The sequence below is a fragment of the Pseudomonas chlororaphis subsp. aurantiaca genome (genome assembly GCF_013466605.1).
GTDB lineage: Bacteria > Pseudomonadota > Gammaproteobacteria > Pseudomonadales > Pseudomonadaceae > Aquipseudomonas > Aquipseudomonas chlororaphis_I.
In genome coordinates, this window is sequence record NZ_CP059162.1 from 3,923,600 (window position 1) to 3,936,528 (window position 12,929).

13 protein-coding genes are annotated in these 12,929 nt (G+C 65.8%); 5 read left to right on the forward strand and 8 right to left on the reverse strand.

The features are described 5' to 3' along the window. Positions 1 to 10: 10 nt before the first annotated feature. From chrA to speB, 7 genes are all read right to left on the reverse strand, one after another. Positions 11 to 1,213 (reverse strand): chromate efflux transporter, encoded by a 1,203-nt coding sequence (gene chrA / locus H0I86_RS17775; protein WP_180921494.1) that lies wholly within the window; start codon positions 1,211 to 1,213, stop codon positions 11 to 13. A 21-nt stretch (positions 1,214 to 1,234) separates the two neighbouring features. After that, a complete protein-coding gene (locus H0I86_RS17780) occupies positions 1,235 to 1,726 on the reverse strand; it encodes a GNAT family N-acetyltransferase (protein WP_180921495.1) in 492 nt (163 codons plus the stop codon). Between the two features lie 94 nt (positions 1,727 to 1,820). After that, the gene (locus H0I86_RS17785; protein WP_180921496.1) at positions 1,821 to 2,426 is read right to left on the reverse strand and encodes a DinB family protein; all 606 of its coding nucleotides are present in this window, start codon (positions 2,424 to 2,426) and stop codon (positions 1,821 to 1,823) included. A 32-nt stretch (positions 2,427 to 2,458) separates the two neighbouring features. After that, entirely contained in the window at positions 2,459 to 3,571 is a 1,113-nt protein-coding gene (zapE, locus tag H0I86_RS17790; RefSeq protein WP_180921497.1) for a cell division protein ZapE, read from the reverse strand. Between the two features lie 105 nt (positions 3,572 to 3,676). Next, positions 3,677 to 4,018: a nuclear transport factor 2 family protein gene (locus tag H0I86_RS17795; protein WP_180921498.1), complete on the reverse strand. Its 342-nt coding sequence runs from the start codon at positions 4,016 to 4,018 to the stop codon at positions 3,677 to 3,679. Between the two features lie 54 nt (positions 4,019 to 4,072). Next, entirely contained in the window at positions 4,073 to 4,789 is a 717-nt protein-coding gene (locus H0I86_RS17800) for a helix-turn-helix transcriptional regulator (protein WP_038579249.1), read from the reverse strand. Positions 4,790 to 4,973: 184 nt separating this feature from the next. Next, on the reverse strand, positions 4,974 to 5,933 hold the full coding sequence (speB, locus tag H0I86_RS17805; RefSeq protein WP_180921499.1) for an agmatinase: 960 nt from the start codon (positions 5,931 to 5,933) through the stop codon (positions 4,974 to 4,976). 151 nt (positions 5,934 to 6,084) lie between these two features. On the opposite strand from speB, the gene H0I86_RS17810 reads away from it, so the two are divergent. The 3 genes from H0I86_RS17810 to H0I86_RS17820 all read left to right on the forward strand — a co-directional run bounded on the left by H0I86_RS17810 (position 6,085) and on the right by H0I86_RS17820 (position 9,319). Continuing rightward, a complete protein-coding gene (locus H0I86_RS17810; RefSeq protein ID WP_180921500.1) occupies positions 6,085 to 7,011 on the forward strand; it encodes a LysR family transcriptional regulator in 927 nt (308 codons plus the stop codon). A 177-nt stretch (positions 7,012 to 7,188) separates the two neighbouring features. Beyond that, positions 7,189 to 8,628, forward strand: a complete 1,440-nt coding sequence (locus H0I86_RS17815; protein WP_180921501.1) for a nucleobase:cation symporter-2 family protein — start codon at positions 7,189 to 7,191, stop codon at positions 8,626 to 8,628. Positions 8,629 to 8,845: 217 nt separating this feature from the next. Continuing rightward, positions 8,846 to 9,319: an LEA/WHy family protein gene (locus H0I86_RS17820; RefSeq protein ID WP_180921502.1), complete on the forward strand. Its 474-nt coding sequence runs from the start codon at positions 8,846 to 8,848 to the stop codon at positions 9,317 to 9,319. A gap of 189 nt (positions 9,320 to 9,508) precedes the next feature. Here H0I86_RS17820 and glsB read toward each other — a convergent pair whose 3' ends face one another. Beyond that, the gene (gene glsB / locus H0I86_RS17825; RefSeq protein WP_009043730.1) at positions 9,509 to 10,417 is read right to left on the reverse strand and encodes a glutaminase B; all 909 of its coding nucleotides are present in this window, start codon (positions 10,415 to 10,417) and stop codon (positions 9,509 to 9,511) included. A gap of 224 nt (positions 10,418 to 10,641) precedes the next feature. Between glsB and H0I86_RS17830 the strand changes: the two genes are divergently transcribed. Beyond that, the gene (locus H0I86_RS17830) at positions 10,642 to 11,529 is read left to right on the forward strand and encodes a LysR family transcriptional regulator (RefSeq protein WP_180921503.1); all 888 of its coding nucleotides are present in this window, start codon (positions 10,642 to 10,644) and stop codon (positions 11,527 to 11,529) included. A gap of 140 nt (positions 11,530 to 11,669) precedes the next feature. Continuing rightward, on the forward strand, positions 11,670 to 12,923 hold the full coding sequence (locus H0I86_RS17835) for a ferredoxin reductase family protein (RefSeq protein ID WP_180921504.1): 1,254 nt from the start codon (positions 11,670 to 11,672) through the stop codon (positions 12,921 to 12,923). Positions 12,924 to 12,929: the final 6 nt, after the last annotated feature.

Here is a 12,929-nt window from a genome sequence, read left to right on the forward strand (position 1 = left end):
GAGCGTGACTTCAGGCCCCCAGCAGCAGGCCGACGGCGCCACCAGCGAGCACCACCAGCCAGGACGGCAGCCTCCAGCGCATCAACGCGGCCAGGGCCAGCAGCGCCAGCGCCAGGTCCAGCGGCTTGAGGATGGTGCTGGTCCACAGCGGGTCGTACAGCGCCGCCGCCAGCAGGCCGACCACCGCTGCATTGACTCCGGCCAGCGCGGCCTGGACCCAGCCCAGGTGGCGCAGGTTCTGCCAGAACGGCAGGACGCCGACGATCAGCAGCATGGCCGGCAGGAAAATCATCACCAGGCACAGCAGCGCGCCGCTCCAGCCGTCGATGGCTGCGCCGAGAAAGGCCGAGAAAGAAAACAAGGGCCCCGGCACCGCCTGGGCGGCGGCATAACCGGCGAGGAACAGATCGTTGCTCAGCAGGCCCGGTGCGACCACCTCGCTCTGCAATAGCGGCAGCACCACATGGCCGCCACCGAACACCAGGGCACCGGCGCGATAGAAACCGTCGGCCAGCACCAGCGACAGGCTGGGCCAGAACCCGGCCAGCAGCGGCAAAGCCGCCAGCAACAGGGCAAATAGCACAAGGGCCAGGTAGCCCGTACGCTTGCCGACCATAATCGCCAGGCCGTCTTCGCGGTTGTTGAAGGTCGGCTGGAGCAGGCCCGCGCCGACCACGCCCGCCAGCAACATGACGCAGACCTGGCCGAGGGTGCTCGGCCAGAGCAGCACACTGGCCGCCGAGGCAAGTGTGATCAGCATGCGCAGCGGCCCGCGGCACAAGGCATGGGCCATGCCCCACAACGCCTGGGCCACCACCGCCACCGCGACTATCTTCAGGCCATGCACCAGTCCGCCGGGCAGCCCCGTGCCGCTACCGGTCAAGCCCATGGCCAGGGCAATCAGGATCAGCGCCGAGGGCAAGGTGAACCCCAGCCAGGCACTCAGCGCACCGGCCAGGCCGGCCCGCGACCAGCCGAGGGCGAAGCCCACCTGGCTGCTGGCGGGCCCCGGGAGGAACTGGCACAGGGCAATCAGTTCGGCATAGGCCGCCTCGCTCAGCCAGGCGCGGCGCTGGACGAACTCGGTACGGAAGTACCCCAGGTGCGCCACCGGCCCGCCGAAGGAGCTCAGCCCCAGCCGCAGGAACACCAGGAACACCGCCCAGGCGCTGTCACGGTGGATCACGGGGGCATGCTGGGGGCGTGAATTCATCGGCCGGCGGGCTCCTGGGGTCTACAGGGTCTTGTTCCAGAACAGCATCCGGCCATGGCTCGGGTCGAGCCTGGCGTCGTCGAAGCCGAACTTGCGGTAGGACGCCTGGGCCACCGCGTTGCCCTCCAGCACTTCCAGGGTGATCTTGCAGCAGCCGCGCTGGCGGGCAATCTCCTCGACCTTCTGCAGCATCTTCTGGCTCAGGCCCAGGCCGCGGAATTTATCGATCACCGACACGTCGTGCACATTGACCAGCGGCCGGCCGGCAAAGGTGGAAAAACCCTCGAAGCAATTCACCAGCCCGGCCGGTTCGCCACCGACAAAGGCCAGCACGCTGAAAGCATGGGGGCGCTTGGCCAGTTCGCCGGGCAATTGCCGCAACAGATCGGCGTCCAGCGGCTGGCCGCCACCCATCGGGTCCTGGGCATAGTGATTAAGCACCAGGGCGATTGCCTCGGCGTGTACCGGGTTGGTGTAGCTGGCCTGGAGTACCAATACGTCTGCAACGTCCATGTCTGTCCTCAACAGTTATTGATCCGGGCGGGTCCCCGGGAGAGCGATTGTAAACATCGGCACATGACCAAACGAGCGGCTAGCGCGTCAAGCGCTACCGTTCTTTTTCCTCGACCGCCTCCGCGCCCCAGATCTGCGCTTCGCTCCAGCCCAGCTCGGCAAAGTCCTCGGCGCGCAGGGCCGCCTCGCCCGCGCAGAAGAACTCGTCCAGCTGCGGCGGCGCCACCCGGGTGCCACTGAGCATGGCGTGCACCTGGCCACGGTGATGCAACTGGTGCGCGAACAGGTGCGAAAGCATGCGCAGCCGGGTATCGCGCTGCGGTTTTTCCCGGGCGATGGTGACGATACGCGCAAGGTCCACATCCCGCTGCTGCTCGCAGTAGGCGATCAGCCGGCGGTCCACCAGCGCCTGCTCTCGCCGCAGGTCGGCGGCCTGGTCGAAAGGTTCCTCAATCTCGAAAAACACATAGCAGTCGGCCCGTGGCGCCTCGCCGCGCAGCTCCCGCTCCAGCGCGTCGACGTAGAACCAGTCGCAGGTGAGGATGTGGTTGAGGGTGGCTTTGAGGCTGGGAAAGAAGCTCACCCGCGGCGCCGCCAGCTCGCTCGGGGTGAGTGTTTCCCAGGCCTTGCCCAGGCGGTGATTGGCCCAGGCGTTCTGGTAAGCCATGGTCAGCAGATGATGGGACAGGGGCTGGTTCACGGTCAGGTCTCCCTTGTAATGATCAGGCGTGTTCAGCCGAAACGCTGCAGCTGCATCTCCTTCAGACGACTGAGGGTACGGCGGAATGGAAACTCCAGGTAGCCCTCGGTGTACAACGCCTCCATCGGCACCCGCGCCTCGAGGTACAGCGGCACCTTGCGGTCGTAGCACTCGTCCACCAGGGCGATGAACCGCCGCACACTGTCATCGTGGATCGACAGCTGCGGCAGCTCGCGATCGCCGGCCACGACTCGCTCGGCGCCGTCCTCGGTGCCCCGGGCAATCCGTCCCGGGCGCTGTTGCGCACTGAGTTCGGGCACTTCGCTGAGCAGGATCGCGCTGAAACGGTCGCACAGGGCCATGAAGTCCATGGCGGCGAACGGCTGCTCGCACAGGTCGGCGAAACGGCACCAGAGCACCCGCTCGCTGGTCTTGATCACCTGGACCTCGCGGTAACCCACCGGCAACACCGCGCTGGACGCCGCCTGCCCCGCCGCCAGTTGTTCGAACACCGGGCCCAGGGCGCTCGGTTGGCCGTCCGGGGTCACCCAATAACGCTGGGTCAGCGCCCCCGGGTGCAGGCGATGGTCCTGGGCGCCATCCACCGCCACCACCTGCATATGCGCCTCGATCGCGGCGATCGCCGGCAGGAAACGCTCGCGGTTGAAGCCATCGGCATACAGCTGTTGCGGCGGCTGGTTGGAGGTGCAGACCATCACCACGCCCTGTTCGAACATCACTTGGAACAGGCGACCGAGAATGATCGCGTCGCCGATGTCGTTGACGAACAGCTCGTCGAAACACAGCACCCGCACCTCTTCGCTCAGCTCCCGGGCCAGGGCCTGCAGCGGGTCGGCGGTGCCGGTCAACTGGAACGAACGCTGGTGGACCCAGCCCATGAAATGGTGGAAGTGCTGACGCCGCGCCGGCACCTCGAGGCTTTGATAGAACTGGTCCATCAGCCAGGTCTTGCCCCGTCCCACGGGGCCCCACAGATAGACCCCGGTGATCGACTTGCGCCCTTCATGCAGGGCGACATGGCACTGCTGCAGGGCCAGCATCGCCCGCTCCTGGGCCTCGTCGGCGACAAAACCGCGCTCCTGGAGGGCGTACTGATAGGCGCTGAGGGGAGAATCGAAAGGCATGGGGTCCACGCATCCGCAAATGGGCCCGCAGTATGCCATGCCCCATCTTGCGTCGGGATGCCGCCCAGGTCGATCGCAGGCTTCGCCAGCGGCTACATTGTGCGGCTACAGCGAGATATCCAGCCGGGCGATCTTGCCCTGCTCGTCGAGCCGGAACACGTAGCGCAATTCCAGCGGGCTGCCGGGGAAGCTGCCGGAGATCAGGTTGTCCACCAGCACCTTGCCGGTGCGCTGCTGGACCTTGAGCACCTCGAGCCGTGGCTGGTAACGGCGGGCGGTGTCTTCCATCCATTGGGCGATGGCCCGGGTGCCGGCCTGATGCTGGCCCTCATCGAACACCTGGGCGTCTTCGGCGAAGAAACTGGCGACCGCCGAACTGTCACGACCATTGGTGGCCGCGAGGTAGGCGGCGATGGCCGGTGCGAGAGAAGTGACTGTGCTGGACATGGTGCTGCGGCTCCTTGTTTATCATTGCTGGAGCCATGCTAAAACGCCGTCGCGTCAATTCTTGTCAGGAGTGAAACGCCCGGCATCGTCCAGTTGCATGCGCTGGCGCCAGGTGCGCAACAGGTCGCTGCGGCGCCCCGGATATCGCTGGCCCTGCTCGCTCGCGGCGGCGATCCGGTCGGTGCGAAAAGTGCGGAAATCGTCGCGCAGCTCACACCAGGCGACTATCACCCGCGCCTCGTTCATGAAGCCCAGGGCCAGCGGCCAGATCAGGCGCTGGCTGGGGGTCTTGTTCACGTCGGCGTAATCGATGTGCAGCTTGGCCTGCTCGCGGATCGCCTGACGAAATACATTCAGCGGCACCACGTTTTCCGGATAGCGGTATGCCGGCGGGCCGGGCAGCACCGTCGGGTTGTGCAAGGCTTCCTGGGCCGCCGGGGCCAGCACCGCGGCGATCTTCGCCAGGGCATCGGCGGCGGCCTTGCCGAGTACCTCGTCGCCACGCTGGTCGACATAACGCAGGCCGAGGACGATGGCCTCGGTCTCGTCGGCGTTGAGCATCAGCGGCGGCAGAAACAGGCCGCTGCGCAGCACATAGCCGATCCCGGCCTCGCCATGGATCGGCGCGCCCAGGGCCGTCAGCTCGGCGATATCGCGGTACAGGGTGCGCTCGGACACCTCCAGCTCGGCCGCCAGCGCCGCGGCGGTCACCGGGCAGCGCTTGCCGCGCAGCACTTGCAACAAGGTCAACAAACGAGTGGTGCGCGACACGTCATCAGGCTCGGCAGGGAAAGATCGGCGCAGCTTAGCAGAGCCCCCTGTCAGGATCTGTCAGTAGCGATCAGCGCCAACGATTCGTGGAACCTGTAGCCACTGCCGAGCCCGCGAGGCTGCGATCGGCAACGCAGTTGCCGCAAACCGGATGCCTGCGGCAATCCCGCGCCCGCTTCCCGCCCTACCGATCGACCTTATGCCGCGCCGCATACAGGCAGAGCATTTCCATCGCCAGGGTGGCCGCCGCCAGCGAGGTGATTTCCGCGCTGTCATAGGCGGGGGCCACTTCCACCACGTCCATGCCCACCAGGTTGATGCCACGCAGGCCACCGAGGATCTCCAGCGCCTGCAGCGTGCTCAGGCCGCCGCACACCGGAGTGCCGGTACCGGGGGCGAAGGCCGGGTCGAGGCAGTCGATGTCGAAGGTCAAGTACACCGGCTGCTCGCCGACCCGCTGGCGGATCGCCTCGACGATCGCTTCGCAACCGCGCCGATGCACCTGCCGCGCATCCAGCACCTGGAACCCCTGGTGATCGTCATTGGTGGTGCGCAGGCCGATCTGCACCGACCGCGCCGGGTCCACCAGCCCTTCCCTGGCCGCGTGCCAGAACATGGTGCCGTGGTCGATGCGCTTGCCCTCTTCGTCCGGCCAGGTATCGCTGTGGGCATCGAAGTGGATCAGCGCCAGCGGACCGTGCTTGCGCGCATGGGCCTTGAGCAGCGGATAGGTGATGAAGTGGTCGCCGCCGAAGGTCAGCATCGCGCTGCCGCTGCCGAGGATCTGCTCGGCATGGGCCTCGATGCGCTCCGGCACCGACTGCGGCACCCCGGAATCGAAGGCGCAATCGCCGTAGTCGACCACCGCCAAATGGTCGAACGGATCGAACGTCCACGGCCAGTGGCGCTCCCAGGCGATGCCGGTGGAGGCCGCGCGAATCCCCCGTGGGCCGAAACGCGCGCCGGGGCGGTTGCTGGTGGCGGTATCGAACGGCACGCCGCTGACCGCCACATCCACCCCGCGCAGGTCGCGGCTGTAGCGGCGGCGCATGAAGCTGGTGATGCCGGCGTAGGTGCTTTCGGCGGCGGTGCCGTACAGGCTGTCACGGGTCAGGGCCTGGTCGTTGCGGTTGGCGATATCCATGGATGCGTCCTTATGGTGGGCAGCTAACGAAGGGTTGCAGATATCCCCGCGCTGACGGCCCTCGAGGAATCTGTGGCGGCAGCTTGCACCGGTCGATACATTGGAAAAATATCAAGCGTATTAACCTGACATTCGCCCGGAGTAATGTTTGATGCTCGGCCAACTGCACGACCTCGACCTGCACCTGCTGCGCCTGTTCGTCTGTGTGGTCGAATGCGGCGGCTTCAGCGCCGCCCAGGGCGAACTGGGGTTGAGCCAGTCGAGCATCAGCCAGCAGATGGCCAAGCTGGAAACCCGCCTCGGCTATCGCCTGTGCAGCCGTGGCAAGGGAGGCTTTCGCCTGACACCCAAGGGCGAACAACTGCTGCTGGCGACCCGCAGCCTGTTCGACTCCATCGAGCAGTTTCGCCATCAGTCCAACGGGGTGGCCGGGCGTTTGCTCGGCGAGGTGCGCCTGGGCCTGTCGGAGGCGCTCGACCCGGCGGTGTTGCAGAAAGTCGCCGAGGCGATCCGGCGCTTTCGCCAGCGCGACGAATCGGTGCGCATCGAGATGCTGAGCGCCATGACCGGCGAGATGGAACGCCTGCTGTTGCAGCAGCGCCTGGACCTGGCGATCGGCTATTTCTCCAAGGTGCAGAGTGCCTTCGATTACCGGCAGCTGTTCACGGAAACCCAGCACCTGTACTGCGGGCGCGGCCATCCGCTGTTCGCTCAGGACAACCCGGACCTGGACGAACTGCATCGCGCCGACAAGGTCGACCACAGCTACCGACTGCCGAGAAACGACGAGCCGTTGCGGGGCGTGCCCGGCTCGGCCTGTTCCCAGCAGGTCGAGGCCACCCTCACCTTCATCCTCTCGGGCCAGCATATCGGCTATCTGCCCAGCCACTTTGCCCGCGCCTGGGAAGACCAGGGCCTGCTCAAGGCCTTGCGCCCGCGGGAGTTGAGCTACGACGTCGGCTTCTACCTGGCCCGCCACCGCGCCCAGGCTCCCGGCGATGCGCAGCAGGCCTTCGAGGAAGACCTGCTGGCCGCCTTCGGGCAAGCGCCGCATCCGCTAGCCGCTACCGTCGATTGAAGTTTCAGCCGGCAACGCGCTTTGCTCTTCTGACCCGTTCACCTTTCTGGCATCCTGCGCCTCCATTTTTCCGACCGGGTTCGCAGATTTTGCCTTACGTCCTCCGACAGCCCGCGTCGTGCCCCTTTTCTTCACGTGTTTCATGCCCTATCGACACGTCATTGGCAGGCTTTTCCCATGACCGCACCTGATCGCTCCACGCCGCGCTACAAGTCCGACCTGATCTATGGCCTGGAGGACCGCCCGCATTTCAGCGCGGCGATCTTCGCCGCGCTGCAACACGTGCTGGCGAGCTTTGTCGGCATCATCTCCCCGACCCTGATCTTCGGCGGCGTGCTGGGCCTGCAGAACGAAACGCCCTACCTGATCAGCATGGCGCTGTTCGTCTCGGGCCTGGGCACCTTCGTCCAGGCCCGGCGCCTGGGGCCGATCGGCTCCGGGCTGCTGTGCGTGCAGGGCACCAGCTTTTCCTTTATCAGCGTGCTGCTCAGCGCCGGGCTGATGGTCAAGGGCCGTGGCGGCAGCAACGAGGAGATCCTCTCGACCATCTTCGGCATCTGCTTCTGCGCGGCCTTTATCGAGATGTTCCTCAGCCAGTTCATCGGCAAGCTGCGCAAGCTGATCACCCCGGTGGTCACCGGCACCATCATCACCCTGATGGGCCTGTCGCTGATCAAGGTGGCGGTCACCGACATGGCCGGCGGCTTCGGTGCGCCGGACCTGGGCGCCGCCAGCAACCTCGGCCTGGCCGCCCTGGTGCTGCTGACCATCGTGATCCTCAACCGCTTCAGCCACCCGATGCTGCGCCTGGGCTCGATCGTCATCGGCCTGACCCTGGGCTTCGTGGTCGCCTGGCTGCTGGGCCGGGTCGATTTGGCGACGATGCCGGAAGTGCCGATGGTCAGCGTGCCGGTGCCGTTCAAGTACGGTTTCTCCTTCGACCTGATCGCCTTCATCCCGCTGGCGGTGATTTTCCTGATCTCGCCCCTGGAAGCGGCCGGCGACCTGACCGCCAACTCGATGATTTCCCAGCAGCCGGTCAAGGGCCCGCTGTACATCAAGCGCATCAAGTCCGGGCTGCTGGCCGACGGTTTCAACTCGATGGTGGCGGCGGTGTTCAACAGCCTGCCGATGGTCACCTTCGCCCAGAACAACGGGGTGATTCAGCTGACCGGCGTGGCCAGCCGCTACGTGGCGTACTTCATCGCCGGCCTGCTGGTGCTGCTGGGGCTGTTCCCGGTGATCGGCGCGGTGCTGCAACTGATGCCCAAGCCGGTGCTGGGCGGCGCCACCCTGATCATGTTCGGCACCGTGGCCGTGGCCGGGATCAAGATCCTCGCCGAAGCCGGGCTGCATCGACGCAATGTGCTGATCGTGGCCATTTCCCTGGGCATGGGCCTGGGCGTGGCGGCGGTGCCGGAAGTCCTGCGCGAACTGCCCAAGGCGCTGCACAACATCTTCGAATCACCGATCACCGTGGGCGCGATGTGCGCGATCCTGCTGAACATCTTCCTGCCGGAAGAATTCATCGAGCTGGAAGAAGACGAGTTCGACCCGGAAGCGGCGACCCTCAAGGTCATGCAGGACCCGGATGTAAGCACCAAGTCCATCGCCTGACCCAACACGCATCTGTAGGAGCAGCCGGTCGACGCTCGATTGCTCGCGATAGCATCGGTGGCGACGCTACCAGATGGCAGGCCTCAAGCTCACTGCCGGCCTTATCGCCGGCAAGCCTGGCTCCTACAGAAGAGGGTGCTCAAACAACCTCCGGTTTGTGGTGCAGATCTGGTCGCGCTAGATTCGCTACTGCCTCCTTTCCCGCAGAGAGCTTCCAATGCGCAGATTCCTCGGCCTCACCCTTTCCTTGCTGTTGCTCAGCCTGAACGCCTGCGCCCTGTTTCCCCAGCACGATCCGCTGAATATCAATGTGGTCGGTATCGAACCCCTGCCCGGCCAGGACCTGGAAGTGCGTTTCGCAATCAAGCTGCGCCTGCAGAACCCCAACGAAACCGCGATCAACTACAACGGCGTGGCCCTGGACCTTGAGGTCAACGGCCGGCCGCTGGCCTCCGGGGTCAGCGACCAGAGCGGCAGCATCGGGCGCTTCTCCGAGGGCGTGCTGGTGGTGCCGGTCAGCGTCTCGGCCTTCGCCGTGCTGCGACAGACCCTGGGCCTGAGCCAGACGCAAAGCCTCGACGACCTGCCCTACGTGCTGCGCGGCAAGCTCGCCGGCGGCCCGTTCGGCACTATGCGTTTCGTCGAAAAAGGCCAGCTGAGCCTGCCGAAGACCGCCAACTTCACCTGGTAATCGGGCGCGTAACGCTCGCAAATAGCTTATCCAGGCAGATCGCGGACTCAGGTTTTGCGGTTGCTACGCAACCGAGCGCAGCCTCGCAGGCTCGGCAGCGACTACACAGACACCGCGCCCCTGTAGCCGCTGGCGCAGCCTGCGACCGGGTGTGCAGCGCCCGCAACCGGCCACAATGCTCCCGCCGTCCTAGAACACCGACCAGCCGATGCGCTGGCTCAGCAGTTCCAGCGCCGCCATGCCCACCAGGGAATTGCCCGCCGCATTCAATTCCGGCGACCACACGCACACCGTGAACTGCCCCGGCACCACCGCGACGATACCGCCGCCCACGCCGCTCTTGCCCGGCAGGCCGACGCGGTAGGCGAAATTGCCAGCTTCGTCGTACAGGCCGCTGGTAGCCATGATCGAGTTGACCTGCTGGGTCTGGCGCGCCGTGAGGATCTGCTCGCCGCTGTGCTTGCAGAAGCCGTCGTTGGCCAGGAAGCAGAAGGCCCGCGCCAGGTCGATACAGCTCATGCGCAGCGCGCAGTGGCTGAAGTAGCTGCGCAGCACCGCCTCGACGTCGTTGTGGAAATTGCCGAAGGACTGCATCAGGTAGGCCATCGCCGCATTGCGCGCGCGGTGCTGGTATTCCGAATCGGCGACGCGGCCGTCCACCAGCACCTGCATGTTGCCGGACAGGCGCCGCACGAAATCGCGCATGGACAGCGCCGGCGCGGCGAAGCGCGACTGGTTGATATCGCAGATCACCAGCGCCCCGGCATTGATGAACGGGTTGCGCGGACGGCCACGCTCGAACTCCAGCTGCACCAAGGAATTGAAGGGTTGCCCGGAAGGCTCATGCCCCAGGCGCTGCCAGATTGCCTCGCCGGAATGGCCGATGGCCTGCACCAGGCTGAACACCTTGGAAATGCTCTGCACCGAGAACGGCGTATCGGCATCACCGGCGCTGAACACCTGGCCATCGTTGCCATACACGGCAATCCCCAGCTGGTTGGCCGGCACGTCGGCCAGCGCCGGAATGTAGCTGGCCACTTTACCCTGGCCAATCAAGGGACGGACCTCGTCGAGGATCTCGTTCAACAACGCTTGCATGTTCAGACTCGCACTTCGTGCCTCGCACCGCCGCGAAGCTACCGCTGCTAGACGCCCCCCGCCGCGTCGAGAACACAGTTGTCGTGGCTATCCCTCGCCCTCCCCCCATACAGCCCCTCGCGCGGGAGAAAAACCGGCGATAAAAATTATCCGCGGGCCGCGCATTTTTGATCGGGCAGAGCCGCAGCTGATAGGCTTTCCCCTACATTCGACAGGGAGCGCTCATGGATCTCAACGCCGCCAGGATGTTTGTCAGCGTGGTCCAATGCGGCAGCATTTCGTCCGCCGCCAACCTGCTGCAACTACCGCTGGCCACCATCCGCCGGGGCATCCGTGAACTGGAACGCAGCCTCAACGTGCAACTGCTGGAACGCTCCGCCCGCGGCACCCGGCTGACCGCCGCCGGCAGCCAGCTCTACGAACACGCCAGCCGCGGTATCGAGGCCCTGGCCGAGGGCGAACAGGCTGTCAGAAATGATCGAATACACTTGCAGGGCCGCCTGAGTGTCTCGGTGCCGGCGGCATTCGAGAGCTGGTGGAAGCTGCTGGCCGAGTTCCAGCGGCGCCATCCCGAAATCCAGGTCGCGGTCTACACCAGTGAGCGGGAAAGCGACCTGGCGCAGGACGGGGTCGACGTCGCCCTGCGCGCCGGGCCGCTGTTCGACGAGGATCGCCCGGCGCGCCTGCTCGGCAGCTACCGGCATCTGCTGGTCGCCAGCCCGCTGCTGCTGGAGCGACTCGGCACCCCGCAAACGCCTGCCGACCTTCGGCGCTTGCCCTGCGCCGTCTGGTCGCGCCATGCCGATGCCCGGGAACAGTGGCAACTGGGCGACCAGTCCTACAGCCCCGACCCGCTGTTCGCCGCCAACGATTACCTGCACCTGCGCCAGCTGGCGCTGACCGCCAAGGTGGTCACCGAGCTACCGGCCTTTCTCGCCGCCGAAGCGGTGCGCGACGGTCGTCTGCAAGCCCTGCTGCCCCACCTGCCGATGCCGGAACAACAGCTGCACCTGCTTTATCCGAACCGGCACCCGCCCTCGAACATCGTCCGCGCCTACCTGGATTTCGCCCAGGCCTGGCTGGTGGAAAACCCGTTGCCATACCCGCACTGAGCAGGCGCTGATACAGATCAGCCCGGGCTCGCCGCTCTGCCAGTAAAATCCCCCTCACCCCGGCTGCGCCCTCACCCGCCCGCAGTCCGCAACCCATCCTATGCGCCGACACTGGCGCCATCTTGCTGGAGGTGTCCCCCTTGAAAACCTGGTATTCGGTGGTCGGCGTCCTGCTGATCACCACCCTCACCGTGCTGCTGGAAATCCCCAGCGATACCTGGCTGACCTCCGCCACCCTGAGCCTGGTCCTCGGCGCCACGGCGCTGGCCTATATGGCACTGTCCTGCCTGCTGGCCAGCCGCTGGCGCTGGGTCGAGCGGCTGTTCGGCGGCCTCGACCGGGTCTATGAAACCCACAAGTGGCTGGGCATCTGGGCGCTGGTCTTCGCCAGCTATCACCTGGTGTTCAAGGCCAACCTGGATCTCTGGCAAAGCGTACCGATCGTCGAGCTGTCCAAGTACTGGACGCGCATGGTGCGGCAGCTGAGCTACGTCGCCCTCGGCCTGATCGTGCTGCTGGCGCTGAACCGCAACATTCCCTACGGCCAGTGGCGCTGGTGGCACAAGCTGTCCGGGCCGCTGTTCGCGATCGTCATCCTGCACTGGCTGAGCTTCAAGTCGCCGATTACCCTGGATAACCCCTCGGGCATCTGGCTCACCGCACTCTGCGGCCTGGGCCTGCTCGGCGCCCTGTACAAGCTGCTGCTCTATCCGTTGCTGGCCAAGGCCGGCGAATACCGGGTCAGCGCCGTGACCCTGGAGAAAAATTCCCTGCACCTGGAGCTGACCCCGCTGCACCGCGGCTTCGCCTTCAAGGCCGGGCAGTTCGCCTTTCTCGCCATGCGCGAAAAAGGCCTGCGCGAGCCACACCCCTTCACCATCGCCAGCGCCCACGCCAGCGATGGGCGCATCGAGTTCGTGATCCGCGCCCTGGGCGACTACACCCAGAAGCTGCGCCAGCAGGTCAAGGTCGGCATGCTCGCCGACCTCTACGCGCCCTATGGCCGCTTCAAGCGCCGGCTCGATGCCGGCCGGGAAATCTGGATCGGCGGTGGCGTCGGTATCTCGCCCTTTATCTCGTGGCTGCAGGATGCCGCCGCCGGGCGCTTCGACCGGGCGACCCTGGTCTACTGCTGCAACCCGTCACGGGCCTTCCCCAGCATCGAAACCTTGCAGGGCCTGGCCGAGGAACGCGGGGTGGATTTCATCGGCCACACCGACGGCGCCGACCGCCTGGGGGAAACCCTGAAACGGCTGGCCAGCGAAACCGATCCACAACAGATCCAGATCAGTTTCTGCGGGCCCAAGGGCTTGCTGGCGCGGGTCAAGGCATTGATGCGCGAATACGCGATTCCCGAGCGCAACCTGCACCACGAGTTCTTCGAGTTCCGTTGAACACCC